Annotated in this window: 15 protein-coding genes; 5 read left to right on the top strand and 10 right to left on the bottom strand. The window is 69.1% G+C overall.

Annotated elements, in window-relative coordinates; genetic code table 11:
* On the top strand, positions 1–530 hold a 530-nt coding region (locus CFP71_RS36915), incomplete at its 5' end, for a PucR family transcriptional regulator (RefSeq protein WP_167406401.1).
* On the opposite strand, the gene CFP71_RS36910 is transcribed toward CFP71_RS36915, so the two are convergent.
* The gene (locus tag CFP71_RS36910; protein WP_093938548.1) at positions 508–1,092 is read right to left on the bottom strand and encodes a nitroreductase family protein; all 585 of its coding nucleotides are present in this window, start codon (positions 1,090–1,092) and stop codon (positions 508–510) included. The genes CFP71_RS36915 and CFP71_RS36910 overlap by 23 nt on opposite strands.
* 4 nt (positions 1,093–1,096) lie before the next feature.
* The gene (locus CFP71_RS36905) at positions 1,097–2,368 is read right to left on the bottom strand and encodes an alpha/beta hydrolase family protein (RefSeq protein ID WP_208636126.1); all 1,272 of its coding nucleotides are present in this window, start codon (positions 2,366–2,368) and stop codon (positions 1,097–1,099) included.
* 118 nt (positions 2,369–2,486) lie between these two features.
* Here CFP71_RS36905 and CFP71_RS36900 point away from each other — a divergent pair, with 118 nt between their 5' ends.
* On the top strand, positions 2,487–3,341 hold the full coding sequence (locus CFP71_RS36900; protein WP_093938547.1) for an extracellular catalytic domain type 1 short-chain-length polyhydroxyalkanoate depolymerase: 855 nt from the start codon (positions 2,487–2,489) through the stop codon (positions 3,339–3,341).
* On the opposite strand, the gene CFP71_RS36895 is transcribed toward CFP71_RS36900, so the two are convergent.
* Positions 3,318–3,623 carry an ArsR/SmtB family transcription factor gene (locus tag CFP71_RS36895; protein ID WP_093938546.1) on the bottom strand — a complete coding sequence of 102 codons (306 nt, stop codon included), beginning with the start codon at positions 3,621–3,623 and terminating at the stop codon, positions 3,318–3,320. The genes CFP71_RS36900 and CFP71_RS36895 overlap by 24 nt on opposite strands.
* A gap of 52 nt (positions 3,624–3,675) precedes the next feature.
* On the opposite strand from CFP71_RS36895, the gene CFP71_RS36890 reads away from it, so the two are divergent.
* A complete protein-coding gene (locus CFP71_RS36890) occupies positions 3,676–4,845 on the top strand; it encodes an MFS transporter (protein ID WP_093938545.1) in 1,170 nt (389 codons plus the stop codon).
* Positions 4,846–5,161: 316 nt separating this feature from the next.
* On the opposite strand, the gene nicT is transcribed toward CFP71_RS36890, so the two are convergent.
* The 7 genes from nicT to CFP71_RS36855 form a co-directional block, all read right to left on the bottom strand.
* Entirely contained in the window at positions 5,162–6,265 is a 1,104-nt protein-coding gene (nicT, locus tag CFP71_RS36885; protein ID WP_093938544.1) for a Nickel transporter NicT, read from the bottom strand.
* A gap of 8 nt (positions 6,266–6,273) precedes the next feature.
* Positions 6,274–7,203, bottom strand: coding sequence for an N-acetylmuramic acid 6-phosphate etherase (locus CFP71_RS36880; protein WP_093938543.1), 930 nt, complete (start codon positions 7,201–7,203; stop codon positions 6,274–6,276).
* A 17-nt stretch (positions 7,204–7,220) separates the two neighbouring features.
* A complete protein-coding gene (locus CFP71_RS36875; RefSeq protein ID WP_378245008.1) occupies positions 7,221–8,219 on the bottom strand; it encodes a MurR/RpiR family transcriptional regulator in 999 nt (332 codons plus the stop codon).
* A gap of 210 nt (positions 8,220–8,429) precedes the next feature.
* Positions 8,430–10,151 carry a serine hydrolase domain-containing protein gene (locus CFP71_RS36870; RefSeq protein WP_093938549.1) on the bottom strand — a complete coding sequence of 574 codons (1,722 nt, stop codon included), beginning with the start codon at positions 10,149–10,151 and terminating at the stop codon, positions 8,430–8,432.
* A gap of 74 nt (positions 10,152–10,225) precedes the next feature.
* Positions 10,226–11,494, bottom strand: a complete 1,269-nt coding sequence (locus CFP71_RS36865) for an exo-beta-N-acetylmuramidase NamZ family protein (RefSeq protein ID WP_093938542.1) — start codon at positions 11,492–11,494, stop codon at positions 10,226–10,228.
* The gene (locus tag CFP71_RS36860; protein ID WP_167406400.1) at positions 11,491–13,305 is read right to left on the bottom strand and encodes a glycoside hydrolase family 3 protein; all 1,815 of its coding nucleotides are present in this window, start codon (positions 13,303–13,305) and stop codon (positions 11,491–11,493) included. Before CFP71_RS36860 ends, CFP71_RS36865 begins: the two co-directional genes overlap by 4 nt.
* 575 nt (positions 13,306–13,880) lie before the next feature.
* Positions 13,881–14,678, bottom strand: a complete 798-nt coding sequence (locus tag CFP71_RS36855) for an HAD family hydrolase (RefSeq protein WP_093938540.1) — start codon at positions 14,676–14,678, stop codon at positions 13,881–13,883.
* 596 nt (positions 14,679–15,274) lie between these two features.
* On the opposite strand from CFP71_RS36855, the gene ssd reads away from it, so the two are divergent.
* The gene (gene ssd, locus CFP71_RS36850) at positions 15,275–16,348 is read left to right on the top strand and encodes a septum site-determining protein Ssd (protein WP_093938539.1); all 1,074 of its coding nucleotides are present in this window, start codon (positions 15,275–15,277) and stop codon (positions 16,346–16,348) included.
* Positions 16,345–17,288 (top strand): TadA family conjugal transfer-associated ATPase (locus CFP71_RS36845; protein WP_093938538.1); only part of this gene is annotated, 944 nt, incomplete at its 3' end. The genes ssd and CFP71_RS36845, both read left to right, overlap by 4 nt.

The raw sequence follows: 17,288 nt of genomic DNA, 5'->3' as shown, positions 1-17,288 counted from the left end.
ACGAGGTCGTCCTGCTGGTCCGCGGCGTGGACGCCGGCGCGCTGGCCCGCTCCGTCGCCGCCGAACTAACGTCCACAATGGACTGTCCGGTGACGGTCGGCGCGGCGGGCCCGGCCACCTCCCCGCGGGAACTGGCCGTGGCGCACGCCGAAGCCGCGCGATGTGTCGCGTCGTTGCTCGCCCTCGGCCGGGCGGGCGAAGGCGCGAGCATGGCCGACCTCGGTTTCGTCGGGCTGCTCCTCGGCGAGCACGCCGATCTCGGCGCGTACGTGACGGCGACGATCGGCCCGGTGCTCGACTACGACGAACGCCGCGGCACGGATCTGATCGGAACCCTCCGCGCGTATTTCTCCTGTGGCGGCAATCTGACGAAGGCGAAAGACCTGCTGCACGTGCACGTGAACACGGTCGTGCAGCGGCTGGACCGCATCGCGTCACTGCTGGGCGAGCATTGGCAGGCGCCCGAACGCGCGCTGGAACTCCAGCTCGCGCTCCGGCTGCACCGCCTCACCAGTGACCGAACCGGATGACCTCCTCGAATTCGCGGCGGGCGATCGTGGTCGCCGAAGAACCGGGTGAGGGGCCGATTTCGGCGCCGTGTCCGAGCGCGACGACGCCGATCGGGTCGTGATCCTCGGGCACCCCGAACTCGCTGTGGAGGCGCTCCACGCTTTCCGGCGCGAGCCCGAAGAACACCGCGCCGAGATCCTCGTCGACGGCCGTCTGGAGGATCAGCAGTGTCGCCATCCCGGTGTCGACGTCCCAGTACGGCACGCGCCACCACGAGTCGTCGCCTTCCGCGAACCCCTTGTCCGGCTTGGCGTAACGGTCGAGATACGCGTTCTTGACCGAGAGCGGCACGATCGCGACCGGTGCCGTGGTCACGGTTTCCGGTGCCCAGCTCGCCCCGAACTCCCAGAATTTCGCGAGTTTCTCGCCGATGAGGACGAGAAACCCTTGTCCCTGTGAGAAACCGGCCGAGGGACCCTTCAGCGCGTTGCGCAGGATGCGCTGAAGGCTCGCCTCGGCGACGGGCTCGTCGGTGAACTTCCGGACCATGCGACGGCGTCGTACGACGTCCTGGAATTCCATGCGATCAGCTTAGTGCGCAACCGGTCGCGAGGTCGCCGTCTCCACGGGGGATGGTCGCGGAGGCGGGCGGGCGAACGCCGTCGAGCCAGCCTTCGAGAGCGGTGAAGGCCGTCCGGAAGCAAGGGCCGATAGGTCGCAGTTTGTCCGGGAAGGCGTCGTACAGACCGTCGACGTGGTTGCCGTCGACGATCCGGTAATAACGCTGGAGTCCGGCACGGCCCTGTCCGGCGATCATCCGCTGGTAGACGTCGGAATCGCGGGTGATCGGCAGGAGCGTGTCGAGGGTGCCGTGCAGGGTGATCAGCGGTTTGCCGATCCGGCCGGTCAGCGAGATCCGTTCGACCGCGCGGTGCACCGACGGCGGGCGAGTGGCGTAGTCGTAGTCGGTCCCGGTGAACGACGGGTCGAACTCGGCCTGGTAGATCCGCTGTGTCAGCCCCCAGTAGACGTCGTTGTGGTACTGCCACAGGAATTCCGAACCCGGCGCGAAACCGGCGTCGAGAATCCGCTGGTGTGCCTGGGTGGAACCGGCGACGTAGGCGGGGTACGCCTTGATCGCGGGCGGCAGGAAGGTGAAGAGGTTCGGGCCGTCCTCGTGCCAGAGCGTGCCTTCCCAATCGATGCCGCCGTCGTAGAGCCACGGCCGGTTCTCGAGCTGCCAGCGGACGAGGTAGCCGCCGTTCGACATCCCGGCCGCGAGGGTGCGGTTCGGCAAACGCCCGTAGCGGTGGGCGACGGCGGCTTTCGCGGCGATGGTCAGCTGTGTGACCCGCGAATTCCACTCGGCGAGCGCGTCGCCGGGCCGTCGTCCGTCGGTGTGGAAGTCCGCACCGGTGTTGCCCTTGTCGGTGGCGGCGAACGCGTAGCCGGCGGCGAGGACCTGGTCGCCGATCGCGCGGTCGTTCGCGTACTGCCGTCGCACGCCGGGGGAGCCCGAGACCACGAGACCGCCGTTCCAGCGATCGGGCAGCCGCAGCACGAACTGCGCGTCGTGGTTCCAGCCGTGCGCGGTGTTGGCCGTCGAGGTGTCCGGGAAATAGCCGTCGATCTGGATACCGGGAACGCCCTTGGGCGCGGGGAGGCCTGCCGAAGTCAGCCCGGCCCAGTCGGCCTGGACGGTGTGCCCGGTGGCCAGCGTGCCGGTGGTGGTCAGATCGTCCAAACAGGACAGTTGTTGTTTCGCCGCGCCGGGAACGCGCACGTTCCCGCAACCGCTCGCCGCCTGGGCGGGCGTGGCCAGGGCCAGCATCATCGCGAGGACCAGAATGAGCCGCATCGGCCGACGGTAAGCGCTGATTTCGGGTGCCGGTACCGGGCATGACCACACAAAACGGCCCTTCGCTGTGGTGATCGTCCACGTGGGAACCGGGAGCACGCGGCTTTAGCCTGAGGCGATGCGAAAACTCCTCATCGGCGCGGTGGTTTCGGCATTGACCCTCTTCCTCTCTGCTCCGGCGCAGGCGGCGACGATCCGTCCGGTGACCGGGTTCGGGAGCAATCCCGGTGCGTTGCGGATGTTCGAATACGTTCCCGACGGGCTGCCGTCCGGACGTCCGGCGGTGGTCGTGCTGCACGGCTGCACCCAGGACGCCGCCGGCTACGCGAACGGCTCCGGCTGGGTCGGGCTCGCGGACAAGCTGCGGTTCAAGCTCGTTCTGCCGCAACAGGTTTCGGCGAACAATTTCAACAAGTGCTTCAACTGGTTCCAGGCGGGCGACATCAAACGCGGTTCCGGGGAAGCCGAGTCGATCGCGCAGATGGCGCGGTTCTCGGCCGGGAGCCGGACGTATGTGACGGGGCTGTCCGCGGGCGGCGCGATGACCTCGGTGATGCTGGCGGCGTATCCGGAACTGTTCTCGGGCGGCGGCGTCGTGGCGGGGCTGCCCTACGCCTGCGCGACCTCGATGATCGACGCGTACTCCTGCATGAATCCCGGCAAGGATCTGACCCCGAAACAGTGGGGCGACAAGGTGCGGGCCGCGGCTACGGGTTCGCGGTCGCCGGTCAGCGTCTGGCACGGGACGGCGGACTACACGGTCGCCCCGATGAACCTGCGCGAGCTTTCCGAGCAGTGGACCGACGTCGGCGCCGCTGTCGACACGCGTTCCGTCAACGGGATGGGGCACGGCCAGCCGATCGCGCCCGGGTCCGGTTGCGGGCAGGCCGGGCCGTATCTGCTCGACGTCGGTGTCTGCGCCGCGGCGGAACTCGCCGCGAAGTGGCGCCTAGGCGAGGACGGCGTCCAGTAAGCCCGGGAACCGCTTGTGGATGTCCTCGGTCCGTAGCTCGACCCAGCGGGTCCGGCCCTCGACGAACGTCGTCGTGAGGCCGGCCTCGCGCAAGACCTTCCAGTGATGGGAAAGCGTCGGCGCGCTGATCTCGACGTCGTACTCGGTGACGGCGCAGCTTCGCGGCGAAGGGTTGCTTCGCAGGGCGCGGATGAGCTCCAGGCGCACCGGGTCCGCCAGCGCGTGGAGCACCGGCACGATCTCGATCTCCTCGGTCGCCGGTTGCGGCAGCGTGCTGCTCACTTCGCTCCAAACTATTTGACAGTCATCGAATAGTCCGGCCACTATACCTCCTATGACGATTCGACGATCATCTAATGATCGGCTCGCCTTGGGGGCTCTGCTGGTACTCGCCGTCGGGACGTTCACCGTCGGCACCGACGGGTTCGTCCTGAACGGGCTGCTGCCCACCATCGCCGCCGACCTGCGCGTTTCCGAAGCCGTCGCGGGCCAGCTGACCACGGTCTTCGCGGTGACCTACGCGATCTCTTCGCCGCTCATCGCGGCCTTCACCGGACGGCTGGACCGGCGCTGGGTGCTCGGCGCGGGGATGGTGCTGTTCACGATCGGCATGGCCGGTCAGGCGGTCGGCGAGTCCTTCGCCGTGGTCGCCGCCGCTCGCGTGCTGGCCGCCTTGGGCGCCGCCGCGTTCCAATCCAACGCCTACGTCCTCGCCGGGGCGCTGGCTTCCGATGAGCGGCGTGGCCGCGCGCTGGCCACGGTCTCCCTCGGGATGAGCGTGTCGATGGTGCTCGGTGTGCCGATCGGTGTGCTGGCAGGCACCTGGTTCGGCTGGCGCGCGGTGATGTGGGGGATCGGCGCGGTGGCGCTGGTCGTGATGCTGCTCGTGCCGCTGCTGCCCGCTCTTCGGATGCCGACGGTTTCCCTGCGCGACAGGCTCGCCGTCGTCGTCCGGCCGCCGATCGCGCGCGTGCTCGGCGTCAGCGTCCTCGGTACCGCCGCGGGCTTCGCGGCCTTCGTGTACCTGCCGGTGCTCGTGGCTCCGGTCGCGGCGGGCGCGATGATCTCGTGGCTGCTCGTCGGTTTCGGGATCGGGCAGATCGCGGGCAATTCCTTCGCGGGCCGGGCGACCGACTCGCTCGGCCCCGCGCGCGTCCGGTCGATCTCGCTCATCGGCACGGTCGCGACGCTGGCGCTGCTCGACGTCGCCGTGCTGAGCCTGCCCGGCGCGCTCGTCCTCGCGCTGGCTTCGGGCGTGTTCGGCGGGATGCTGATGGTGCCGCAGCAGCACCGGCTGTTCTCGCTGGCACCCGACGCGCCGACGGTCGCGTTGGGGCTCAACGGTTCCGCGATCTACGGCGGTGGGGCCCTCGGTGCCGCGCTGGGTGGTGTCGTCCTGTCGTCGGCGGGGGTCTGGTGGGTCGGTCCCGTTGCCGCCTTCGTCGCTGTGCTCGCCTTCGCGCTTTCGGTCCCGTCGCGGACGCGAGTGCCCCTGCCCGCCTGACCGGAAACGGCCTGGCCGGTGGGCTGAACCTGCCCGCACTGTCCACAAGTGACAGTTCACGCCGAATTGATGCCCGATTGATCCAATACGCGTAATTTTGGTCGGGGGTCGTGAGTGGCAAAGGGGGTTAGAACGATCATTGCCACTCACGACCCCTGTGCAAAGCGCTCAAATCGGGCGCGCGGCTGGCACTTGGTGTCCCTTGTGGACGGTTGAGGGCGCGAAAAGTGATAGCAAGGGACCTTTGCTATCGCCTCTCTTAATGTTGAGATAAGCGATAGCAAAGGTCCCTTGCTCTCTTCCCGCAGGTCAGGGGCTACTTGGCGGGCAGCCGGGCCGACCAGCGCTCCTCGATACGCGCGAAGCGCCACACGAGGAGCGCGAAGAGCCACGTAAGCACGAAGAGCGCTACGACCGCATAGCCGACGTAGTCCAGGCTCAGCGACCCGATCGCCGCGAGCGGTCCGGTCGTGATGCCGAATCGCTCGGTGACGATCGAGATCACCTCGATCGTCCCGATGAGCAGCGCGACCGCGACGGAAAGCGCCGTCACCGTCAGGTTGTAGTAGATCTTCCGCACCGGCTTCGCGAAGGCCCAGCCGTACGCGTAGTTCATGAAGCAGCCGTCGGCGGTGTCGAACAGCGTCATCCCCGCGGCGAACAGGATCGGCAGCACCAGGATCGCGTACCAGGGCAGCGAGAACGCGGCCGCGCCGCCGGCGAGCACCAGGAGGCTGATCTCGGTCGCGGTGTCGAAGCCGAGGCCGAACAGCACGCCGATCGGGTAGATGTGCCAAGGCTTCCGCACCGCCTTGGTGGCGCCGCGCAGCAGGCGGTTCATGAAGCCACGGTTGTCGAGCTGCCGTTCCAGCGCCGCTTCGTCGAACTCGCCGCGCCGCATGCGCCGGAACACCTTGACGATGCCCACCAGCACCACGAGGTTCATGATCCCGATGAGGTACAGGAACACCGCCGAAACGGACGTCCCGATCAGTCCGGTCGCTTCGTGCAACGCCGACGTGTCGTCCTCGACGGCGCCGGCGAGCGCGCGGACGCCGAGCGACAACAGTAGGCACAGCAGGAAGACGATCGTCGAATGGCCGAGGGAGAACCAGAACCCGACCGAGAGCGGCCGCTGCCCCTCGGCCATCAGCTTGCGGGTGGTGTTGTCGATCGCGGCGATGTGGTCCGCGTCGAACGCGTGCCGCATACCGAGCACGAACGCCGTGACGCCGAGACCGACCCCGAACACGCCCGTGGCGCCGAGCTCGTACTGGCGCGGCGCCACGAAAAGCGTCAGGACCCCCCAGCCCACGACATTGAGGAACAGGATGAATCCGGCCATCCCGGCGACGGACACCCGTTCGCGTCGCGTGAGCGCGAGGCGTCGGGATGAACGGGGTTGCCCGCCGGTGCTCATCTGATCTTTCAGCTCGCGCGCACCCTCAGGGAGTCGAGAGCCTTCCGTACATGGCCTTTGTTGGCCGTCAGCGCCTTCGCCGCGTTCGCGACGTCCTCGCCGGACAGCAGGTGCACCAGCGCCACCTTGAGGTCGCCGTCGGCCTCGGTGAGCGCGTCGGAGCAGTCCGCCATGCTCATCCCGGTGGCCTCGCGCAGGATCCGGATGGTCCGTCCGCGCAGCTTCGCGTTGGTCGCGCGCATGCTGACCATCAGGTTCGAGTACGTGTGGCCGAGCTTGATCATCGTCGCCGTGGAGAACGCGGTGAGGATGATCTTCTGCGCCGTGCCCGCCTTCATCCGCGTCGACCCGGCGATCGCCTCCGGGCCGGTGTCCACCGCGATGAGGACGTCGACACCGGGCGGCGTCACCGCGGCCGGATTGCCCGAGACCAGCGCGGTCCGGGCACCGCGACGGCTGGCCGCGGCCAGCGCGCCGAGCACGTAGGGCGTCCGGCCGGAAGCCGTCAGCCCGAGCACGAAGTCGCCGGGCGCGACCGTGTCCGCCACTTCGGCGGCCCCGGCCTTCGCGTTGTCCTCGGCGTCTTCGACGGCTTGACGCAGAGCGCGCGCGCCGCCCGCGTGATGCGCGATGAACCAGTCGGAGGGCACGTTGAACGTCGGAACGAGTTCCGCCGCGTCCAACGTCGCCAGCCTGCCGGAGGTACCGGCGCCGAAGTAGTGCACGCGGTGGCCCGACCGCAGCGCCTCCACGGCGAAGTCGACCGCCCGGGCCACCTGCGGCAGGACCGCGGCGACGGCTTCGGGGACCCGGCGGTCCTCGGCGTTGATCGCGCCGAGGATGCCCATGGTCGACATCAGATCGATGTCGGTCGTCCGCGGATTTCGCTGTTCGGTTGGCGAATCGACGTGCACCACCTGGCGTGGGACGGTCATCATGCGCCTCACTTTTTCGCTCATTTGCCGGTTTCCCGCGGCCGCCGCCTGCCGTCGGGCCGTACGCCCAGCCGGTGCGAGCCAACCGCGTCCCTGGTCGCGTCGAGTGCGTTGACCGACGCGTCCATGTGCCGCTGCGCGACACCGATGAACAGGCAGTCGATGACGGTCAGCTGCGCGATGCGACTGGCGGTCGCACCGGAACGGAACGTCGTCTCCCGCGCGGCCGTGGTCAGCACGTGGTCGGCGACCTCGGTGATCGGCGAACGCGGGAAGTTCGTCACGGCGACGGTGATCGCGCCGTGCTCGCGGGCCACCCGCAGCGCCTCGACGGTGTCCGTGGTCGCGCCCGTGTGGGAGATGCCGATCGCGACGTCTCCGGGGCTCAGCACGGCGGCCGAAGTCAGCATGATGTGCGTGTCCGACCAGGCGAAGCTCACCCGCCCGATGCGGTGCAGCTTCTGCTGGAGGTCCGCGGCCACGAACGCGCTCGCGCCCACGCCGTAGACGTCCACGCGGCCCGCGCCGGCCACGATGTCGATCACGCGCTGTAGCGACGGGACGTCGAGCTGGTCGGCGGTCTCTTCCACGGCACGCGCGTCCGCGAAGCTGACCTTGCCGATGACCGCGGCCAGGTCGTCCTCCGGCCCGATCTCGCCACCGAGGTTGCGGCTCGACCGCGCCTCCGAACGAGCGGTATCGGCCGCCAGAGCGATCCTGAGCTGCGGATATCCGCCGACGCCGACCGCCTTGCAGAACCGCGTGACGGTGGTTTCGCTGGTGTTGGCCGCGAGTGCGACCTCGGTGATGCTGCGCCGTGCGACCTGCGCGGGGTCGTCGAGGACGACCTTCGCGACGCGCTGCTCGGCCCGGGCGAGCCCGGGCAGGAGGGAGCGAATCCGGACCAGCGGGCTCGCGTCAGCGTCCCGTGTCGGCTGCGCCGGCACGGCCTCGGACGGTGCGGCCGCGATTACGGAATCGGTATCGCCCACCGTGGGAAAGTTACTAACCGTTGGCATCTGCGACAAGGCTACCCACACCCTTCGGGAAGATCGCAACCTATCCGTGTCTGCGGATTCGATTTGCGATTAATCGTTGACCAGAAAGTCGCTAACCAGGTCGAGGCCGTTAACGAGGTCGAGCTAACGACTTGGCAACTTAGTGTCGCGATGCAAGGGGCTGTGTCCCGGTCAACGGGGCAGTTCGGTCACCGTATTGAAGGCGCCCGGTTACCTAGGGCTCAACTTCCAGCCGGTAGCTACAAAAGTAGGGGGATTATGCTCACTGTCCAGCAGTGTGCGGCCCCGTTCAGTGACTTTCACACTGTCCAAGGAAATTCCGCGTCCCGTGTAACGGGCATCGGTCGTGTAACGCCAGCGCAGGGTGATTTGTGAGCTTTGTGACACCTCGGCGGCGGCCTTCCACCAAGCCCGGTGGCCGTGCCCGCCGAGGCCGGTCTGGTCCCCCGCGGGAGCTCCCGGACCGCTTGCACGCACAGTAATCGATTTCCAGGTGGCGCCACCGTCGGTACTTATTTCCAGGAAGAGCGAATCGGAGGGTCCCTCGGTGTCCACGAAGGTGTCGAAGGAGACCTTCACCGGGCCGCGGCGGATCTGTAAGGGCGGCGTCGTGAGCGTGGCCGTGGAGACGTCCCCGGCGCCGCTGAACCACGCGTCGCGCCCGTGCGCCGGACGGACGGCCATCGCCTTCGCGAGCGAGCTCGCCCATGTCTCCCTGGCGAGGTTGATCGAGCCCCAGTTCCGCGTCGGATGCACGCGGTTGGTGAGCAGGATCGCGAACGACCGCGACAGCGGGTCGATCACCAGCGAGGTCCCGGTGAACCCGGTGTGGCCGGCGGTCGAGGGCGCCGACAGCGCGCCCATGTACCAGGGCTGGTCGAGTTCGAAACCGAGTCCGTGGGCGTCGTCGGGGAACTTGTGGTTGTAGTTCGTCAGCATCGCCCGCACGGTCTCCGGGCGCAGGATCCGGTGACCGCGGTACGCGCCGCCGTTGAGGATCGTCTGCGCGAGCACGGCCATGTCCGAGGCGGTGGAGAACACGCCCGCGTGCCCGGCGACACCGCCGAGCGACCAGGCGTTCTCGTCGTGGACCTCGCCGCGGACGAGGCCTCGCGGTGGCTTCACGGCGTACTCGGTCGCCGCGACCCTGGCGAGTTTCGAGGCCGGCGGGTTGTAGCCGGTGTCGGCCAGGCCGAGCGGGCCGGCGACACGGTCCTGGACGACCTTGTCCAGCGGCGCCCCGGCCAGTTTCTCGACCAGGAAGCCGAGCGTGAGCAGGTTGAGGTCGGAGTAGAGGTACGTGCTGCCCGGCGGGTTCTTCAACGGGCTGTCGAGGACGGCCTTCCGGCGCGACGGGATGTCCGGGTAGCCCTCCCACAGTGAAGGGACCGGTGTCGCGGCGAAACCCGAGACGTGGGTGAGCAGCTGCTGGACGGTGACGGACTCCTTGCCGTTCACCCCGAACTCCGGCAGGTACCGCGCCACCGGCGCCGAGATCTCCAGCGCGCCCGACTCGGCCAGCTGCATCACCGCGATGGAGGTGAACAGCTTCGAGATCGAGGCCATGTCGAAGATGGTGTCCGCGCGCATCGGCACCTGCTGCTCCGGCGGCAGTTCGGTGCCGTTCGCGTCGGCGTAGCGGACGGCACCGCCGACGGCCTGGCGCTCGACGACCACGCCGTCGTGCGCGAGCAGGCCGACAGCTCCGGAGAAGTGCGGATGCCCGGTCGCGTCCGGCTTCGTCCAGCTTTCGACGAACCGTTCGGCCGCCTTGATCGGCTCCGGGTCGAGACCGACGTCGGAGGGCGCGCCGTCGCGAAGGACGGTGGACTCGGGCGCGAAGTCCACGCGCGGCCTGTCGAACCGCCCGGCCGCGCGATCTGCCTGTTCTCCGGTACCCGGAATCGCCTGTGCTCCCGCCGTCGACATCATGGTCGCCGCGACCAGCACGGAAACAGCCGCGATCAGGATCTTCCTAGCACGCAAGGTTGTTCCCCCCAGCGATATCAGCGATAGATGAGATGGCGGCGGCGTTTCCGGTCGAACTCGGCCAGCTCGGCCTGCCAGGACCCGACGATCTCGTCCACCCCGGCGCCCTTGTCGATCATCGTGCGCAGCCTGTCGGAGCCGGAGAGCTTGTCGAGGAAGTTGTCGGGCCGCCACTTGAACTTGTCCGGGTGCACCTGTTTCGCGGTGACGAACATGGTGACCGCGGTGCGGATGGCGTCGAACGCCCGCGCGTCGGTGATCGTCACCTGCACGCCGCCGCAGGGCTCGTTGACGAACTTGCCGAACGTCGGCACGAAGTACGTCTCGCGGAACTTCACGCCGGGAAGCCGCAGTTCGCCGAGCTTCTCGCGCCAGCGCCAATCGAGACCCGGCGCGCCGATGATCTCGAACGGCCTGGTGGTGCCGCGGCCTTCGGAGAACACGGTGCCCTCGAACATCCCCGTGCCGGGATAGAGGAGCGCGGTGTCCGGCGTCGGCATGTTCGGGCTCGGCGGCACCCAGGTCAGGCCGGTCCGGTCGAAGAGCTGATCACGTCGCCAGTCGCGCACCTCGACGATTTCGAGCTTGCCCGGCGTGACGCCCTCGGCCGGCAGGAACTCGGCCGCGAAGAACCGCGCGAGTTCGCCGACGGTCATGCCGTGCTGCTGCACGATCGGCTTCCGGCCCACACCAGAGGCGTACGCCGGGTTCAGCATCGGCCCGGCGGCCTTGCCGCCCAGCGGGTTCGGCCGGTCCAGCACGACGACCGCCGCGCCGGCCTTCGCCGCCGCGACCATCGCCGTGTACAGCGACCAGATATAGGTGTAAAACCGCGCGCCGACGTCGGCGATGTCGAATACGACGGTGTCGATGCCCGCCTTCGTGAACATCCCGGCGAGCTTCGTCGCGTCGGCGCCGTACGCGTCGTACACCGGCACGCCGGTGCGCGGGTCGGTGTAGTCGCCTTCGGAGCCGCCCGCCTGCGCGCTGCCGCGGAAGCCGTGTTCCGGCCCGAACGCGGCGAGCGGCCGGACCCCGGCGGCGACCATCGAGTCGACGATGTGGTCGCCGCTCGCCAGGACCCCGGTCGGGTTCGAGAGCACGCCGAGCTTGCGCCCGGCCAGCGCCGCCCAGCCCCGGGCGGCGAGCACGTCCGCCCCGGTGCGGGTGAGCGGGGGACCTTTGCTCTCGCTTTCCGGCTGGGCCGCCGCGGCCGAGGACCCGGCCGTCAGCGCGGGGACCGCGAGCGCGCCGGTGGCGAGGAAGTGGCGGCGGTTGAGGTTCACCAGGTCAGCCCATGGCCGAACGGGTACTTCACCGTGCCCACGTCCTTGCCGGCGGGGATGTCCACCGGCAGCTTGCCCTGCGGCTTCACCTTTCCGAGGATCACCTTCGCCAGCGCCTCGAGCGACGGCGTGATGTAGCCGTACGTCGCGAGCCAGGTCTTGACCGGGTTCTCGTAACCGGCGTCGTAGGGAATCTGGGCGGCGACCGCGACCACGGGCTTCCCGGTGTCGGCCAGCGCCTGCAACAGCTTGCCCTGCAACGGATACGTACCGACGTTGTTGGTCAGCACCACGACCAGGTCGACGTTCTTCGCCGCCGCGACCGCCTGCGCGATCTGCGCGTCGGTCGGGGTCTGGCCGGTCTGGAGCGCGGTCGCCTGCGTTCCGTGCGCGGTGAGCTTCGAGGCCAGCGCGGTCGTCGTGCTCACGCCCCAGCCGGTCACGAGGGTCTTCGCGGGCTGCTGCGCGAGCGGCAGGACCCCGCCGTCGTTGCGGATCGCGGTGACCGACCGGTCGGCGATGCCTTGCGCGGTCGCGAGGTTGGCCGGGACGCCGACCTTGGACATCACCTTGGCCGGGTCGACGAACGGCGAGGTCAGGATGCCCCGCTGCAGCTTCAGCTTGAGCACCCGCAGGACGCTCTCGTCGATCCGCTTCTCGGTCAGCTCGCCCTTGCGGATCGCGTCGAGCACCGAGTTGATCGCCAGGTCGAGGTTCACCGGCATGAGCAGCTGGTCGATGCCCGCCTTGAGCGCCAGCACCGGGATCTCCGCGTCGGTGTGCAATACGCGCACCGCGTCCATGGAGAGCGAGTCGGTGACGACGACACCGCGGTAGCCCAGCTCGCCGCGCAGTTTGCCGGTGAGGATCGGCTTCGACAGCGTGGCGGGCTCGCCCGACGGGTCGAGGCTGGGGAACTGGATGTGCGCGCTCATGATCGAGTCGATGCCCGCGGCGATGGCGGCCTTGAACGGCGGGACGTCGGTCTCGCGCCAGCTGGCCTCGCTCCGGTCGATCCGGGGCAGTTCGAGGTGACTGTCCGTGGCCGCGTCGCCGTGGCCGGGGAAGTGCTTCGCGGCGGCGGACACCGTCTCCGAACGCCGTCCGGAGTCCTGGAAGCCCTTGACCTGGGCGCCGACGAACTGGCTCGCCAGATCCGGGCGGCCGGAGAAGGACCGGACGCCGATCACCGGGTTCGCCGGGTTCGAGTTCACGTCGGCGTCGGGGGCGAAGTCCTGATTGATGCCGACCGCGCGCAGTTCGTGCCCGAGGATCCGGGCTGCCTCCTGCGCGGCCTTGGTGTCACGGCCCGCCGAGATCGCCATCGCGTTCGGCAGCTCGGTGGCGGGGGAACCCATGCGGGTGACCGTGCCGCCCTCCTGGTCGGTCGCGATCTGCAACGGGATGTGGGCGCCGCTGCGGATCGCGGCCCGCTGGAGCCCGTTCGACAGCTTGGCGACCTGGACCGGGTCGTCGAAGTTGTCGCGGCTGTCGTTGTTGAAATAGATGACGCCGCCCAAGTGGTACTTCTCTACCACCTGCGCGGGGGTGTCCACTCCGAAATCGGCCTTGTTCTTCGCGTTGACCTCGTCGGCGGACTTGCCGTTCACCCACGTGACGAACAGCTGGCCGACTTTCTGCTCCAGGGTGAGACCGCGCAGCGTCCGCTGGGCCTCCGCGTCCGCGCTCACCGGCTGCGCGGAGGCCGGGACGGCCACTGCGGTTCCAGCGGCGAGGGTGAGCAGACCCGCGAGGGGCACGGCGAGCGCATGGATCCTCCGATGACGGGCGTGCGCGATTCGGGTCGTCACCTCAAGCCTCCCAGATTCGTGCCTGACTCTCAGGTGGAAAGAAGTCCACCTGGAAGCACTGATATCCGGAAGCTACCCACGAGCACTTTGCTTGTCCATCGGCCAGGCGCACGAACGGTCCGTTCATACACAAAGGGACGCGAAGGGGCCTGTCACGCTTGAAAACAGGGACAAAACACTGGCGGCGCCCGTCGGCCTAAGCCGGCGGGCGCCGCCAGTCAGTGCGGACCACTCGGGCGACCAAGCGTGCAACTCTGGTCGTACCTTCATGGACTCGGCGTCCGGCGTCCCGGTACGCAGTCCCTAGACGACGAGCCTCCCGCGGCGCGCTGCGCGTGGGTACCCGGTGTCCGCACACGGAGATTCGCCGGGGTGGAACAGGCTTCTCTTCTACCTGTTCCCTGGCCGACCGAACGTCCGCACCTACTTTCTACGCCGTGAGCCGGGTCACTTCAAGTGCGCAGACGGGTGCACCGGTACAGAGGCTCGATCTAGTGACACGGGCACGCTGGGCGACGGACAATTCGCGGTCCTGTCTGCGGAAACCGGCTCCGTACCGCCGTCCGGGTACGCGTTCAGCGGGTGCGTTTGCGCCGGCTGTAGCCGTACCAGGTGGCCCCCGCGGCGACGGCGCCGAGCGCGACCAGGCCCGCCGACCGGGCCGGGATACGGGTCCGCAGGGACATCGGATGCTCGAAGGCGAGGATCTCCCAGCCCTGTTCGGTCGCGTGCTTGCGCAGGACGCGGTCGGGGTTGACCGCGTGCGGCCGTCCGACGACCTCGAGGAGCGGGATGTCGGTACTCGAGTCGGTGTACGCGTGGCACTGGGTGAGGTCGTAGCCGTACGTGGCCGCGAGTTCCTTGGCGGCGACGGCCTTGTTCTCGCCGTAGCAATAGAAATCGACTTCGCCCGAGTAGCGGCCGTCCACGATCTGCATCCGGGTGGCCACGCTGCGCGTCGCGCCGAGCATTTCGGCGACCGGGGCGACGACCTCCTCGCCGGTCGCCGACAGCACCACGACGTCGTGACCGTCCGCGCGGTGGGCGGAGATCAGTTCCGCCGCTTCCGCGTAGACGAGCGGGTCGACGACGTCGTGCAGCGTTTCGCGGACGATCGCGGACACCTGCGCGACGTCCCATCCGGTGCACAGCGCGGAAACCTCGGCGCGCATCCGCTCGGTTTTCGCCGCGTCCGCGCCCGCCAGGGAGAACACGAGCTGCGCGTACGCGCTGCGAAGCGCGGCTCGTCGGTTGATCAGGCCTTCGCGCAGAAGAGGTTTGCTGAAGGCCAACGCGCTCGATGACGCGATGATCGTCTTGTCGAGATCGAAGAACGCCGCGACCGGGCTCGGTGTCGTGCTGGGTTGGGCCACCCGTCAAGGATAGGAGAGCCGCACCGGCGCGCGCCCGTTGGTCGACCACGATCGGGATACGACGGTGGAAAATCCACGACCGCGCGGCCGCTCCGGCGCGTCGTGCCGTTATCGAATTGTGGGTACGATCCTCGCCCGCAACAGGCAGGTATCGGAGTTACAGTGAGATTGTCCGGTGTCGAACCGGACCCAGGTTCAGTCCGACCCCCCGGGGCTGAACCCCAGGCGGCCCTCGTCCCTCCCCCCTGGCGAGGGCCGCCTCCTGTTATTTCCCCTCCTGTCAGTGGTTCAGACCTCGTCGGTCGCGGAAACCGGGACAGAGCAAGGATGAATCAGCCGACGTTCGTAAACCTTCTTTTCTCTCAACGCTTTTCAGGCATCGCGCGGGCCGGAAACCGGGCGCGAGTGTTCGGTGCGGAAAAGCCGGGAAGTATGCCGGAAAGCGCCGACGAAAACGTCGGGGAAGCCGGTTTTCCGGGACGAGTTGTCCACAACACCCCGGTTGTCCACAGGTGGGGCGGAATGGCGTTGTGCGCGGTCGGGTCCGGCGCGACCGTGGAAGCACAGCCCGAGTCCGACCGAATCCCGGGGGAGCCATGACCGAACAACATCCGCTCGTCGTCGCCGGAGACGACATCCTGCTCGACGAGATCCTGCGTGTGGCGGCGGCCGCGGGCTGCGAGGTGGAACGCGCACCCGATCTGGACGCCGCTCGCGGGAGATGGGCCCGCGCGCCGCTCGTGGTGCTCGACGAAGAAGCCGCGAGCGCGCCGAACCGCCTGCTGCGGCGGAACAAGGTCCTGCTCGTCTGCAAGGGCGCGCCGACCCCGGTGACGTGGGAGCGCGCGTTCAACACCGGCTCGGAGAAGGTCCTTTCGCTGCCGGACGAGGAAGGCGATCTCATCGGCGAGTTCGCCGACGTCGTCGACGGGCCCGCGCGTGACGACGGCGTCGTCATCGGGGTCGTCGGCGGTAGCGGCGGTGCCGGGGCCTCGGTACTGGCGGCCGCCGTCGCGTACCGGGCGGAGAAGTCCGGGGGCGGCGGGCTGCTCGTCGACTGCGATCCGCTCGGCGGCGGTGTCGACGTCCTCCTCGCCGCGGAACGCGATCACGGGCCGCGCTGGCCGGAACTCGACCTCGGCGGCAGGGTGACCATGACGGCGTTGAGCGAGGCCCTGCCGCGGAAGAAATACGCGTCAGGCTCACTGTCCTTTGTGTCCTACGGGCGGGAAGGGCACGGTCCCGGGCCGGACGCGATCGAAGGCGTGCTGTGCGCCGGTCGCCGCGCGGGGCGGACGGTCGTCTGCGATCTGCCGAGGTATTTCGGCGTGGAAACGTCCACCGCGATCGGGCTCGCCGATCTGATCGTGGTCGTCGTCCCCGCGGAACTCCGCGCCTGCGCGGCGGCGAAACAGGTCCTCGCCAGGCTCGAACCCCACGGGACCCGGGTCGGTGTCGCGGTCCGCGGGCCGTCACCCTCGGGTCTGATCCCGAAAGAGATCGCCGATGCCGTCGGTGCCCCGCTCATCACGTCGATGGGCCGCGAACGGTCCTTGCCGGTGGCCGTCGACCGCGGTGAGTTCGTGCCGCGACACCGCGGGCATCTGGCCGTGGCCGCCGCCGAGGTCCTCGCCGCCGCGCGCGGAAACCTGGCCGGTGCCTCGCGATGACCGAGGAGCTGGTCGAGCGGGTCCGGCGGCGGCTGGCCGCGTCGGGTGCCCCGGCGGATCCGGTGAGCGTGGCGCGGGCGGTCCGCGCCGAAGCCGGTGGCGCGCTCGGTCAGGAGGCGGTCCTCGGCGCGGTCCGGCTGGCCCGTGACGAGTTCGTCGGCGCCGGTCCGCTCGCGCCGCTTCTCGGGAGACCCGGCGTCACCGACGTTCTCGTCACCTCGCCGGACGAGGTCTGGATCGACGCCGGGACAGGTCCTGAGAAGACAGAGGTCCGTTTCGTCGACGAGGAGTCCGTTCGCAGGCTGGCCCAGCGGCTCGCCCTCGCCGGCGGCAGGCGGCTGGACGACGCGCAACCGTTCGCCGACTGCTGGCTGCCGGGCGTGGGACCGCGAGGCCGGATCCGGATGCACGCGGTCCTCCCGCCGCTCGCGCCCGCCGGGACCGCTCTCTCGCTCCGGGTCCTCCGGCCCGCCACCCACGATCTCGCCGAACTCCGGCTTCGCGGGGTTTTCGGGACCAGCGGCGCGGAGCTGCTCGATTCGGTCATCCGGCGCCGGCTCACGTTCCTGGTGTCCGGCGGTACCGGGACGGGAAAGACGACGTTGCTGTCCGCGCTGCTCGGCGCGGTGCCCCCGGGCGAACGCATCGTCTGTGTCGAGGACGCGGGCGAACTGAGACCGGACCATCCGCAGTTCGTCAGCCTGATCGCCCGTCCGGCCAACGTCGAGGGCGCGGGCGAGATCGGGCTCGGCGAACTGGTGCGGCAGGCGTTGCGCATGCGCCCGGACAGGCTGGTCGTCGGCGAAGTGCGCGGCGGGGAGGTCATCGCCTTGCTCAACGCCATGAACACCGGGCACGACGGCGGAGCCTGCACCGTGCACGCCAACTCGTCGGCGGAGGTCCCGGCGCGGATGGAGGCGCTGGCCGCGCTCGGCGGGCT

This window comes from Amycolatopsis thailandensis, from assembly GCF_002234405.1.
Lineage (GTDB): Bacteria > Actinomycetota > Actinomycetes > Mycobacteriales > Pseudonocardiaceae > Amycolatopsis > Amycolatopsis thailandensis.
This window is presented reverse-complemented; position numbering and strand designations above follow the sequence as displayed.

Bases quoted from the DNA above. Each gene is read 5' to 3' on its own strand.
- CFP71_RS36910 (WP_093938548.1), bottom strand. From the start codon at position 1,092: ATGGAATTCCAGGACGTCGTACGACGCCGTCGCATGGTCCGGAAGTTC.
- CFP71_RS36905 (WP_208636126.1), bottom strand. From the start codon at position 2,368: ATGCGGCTCATTCTGGTCCTCGCGATGATGCTGGCCCTGGCCACGCCC.
- CFP71_RS36900 (WP_093938547.1), top strand. From the start codon at position 2,487: ATGCGAAAACTCCTCATCGGCGCGGTGGTTTCGGCATTGACCCTCTTC.
- CFP71_RS36890 (WP_093938545.1), top strand. From the start codon at position 3,676: ATGACGATTCGACGATCATCTAATGATCGGCTCGCCTTGGGGGCTCTG.
- nicT (WP_093938544.1), bottom strand. From the start codon at position 6,265: ATGAGCACCGGCGGGCAACCCCGTTCATCCCGACGCCTCGCGCTCACG.
- CFP71_RS36880 (WP_093938543.1), bottom strand. From the start codon at position 7,203: ATGATGACCGTCCCACGCCAGGTGGTGCACGTCGATTCGCCAACCGAA.
- CFP71_RS36875 (WP_378245008.1), bottom strand. From the start codon at position 8,219: ATGCCAACGGTTAGTAACTTTCCCACGGTGGGCGATACCGATTCCGTA.
- CFP71_RS36870 (WP_093938549.1), bottom strand. From the start codon at position 10,151: ATGATGTCGACGGCGGGAGCACAGGCGATTCCGGGTACCGGAGAACAG.
- ssd (WP_093938539.1), top strand. From the start codon at position 15,275: ATGACCGAACAACATCCGCTCGTCGTCGCCGGAGACGACATCCTGCTC.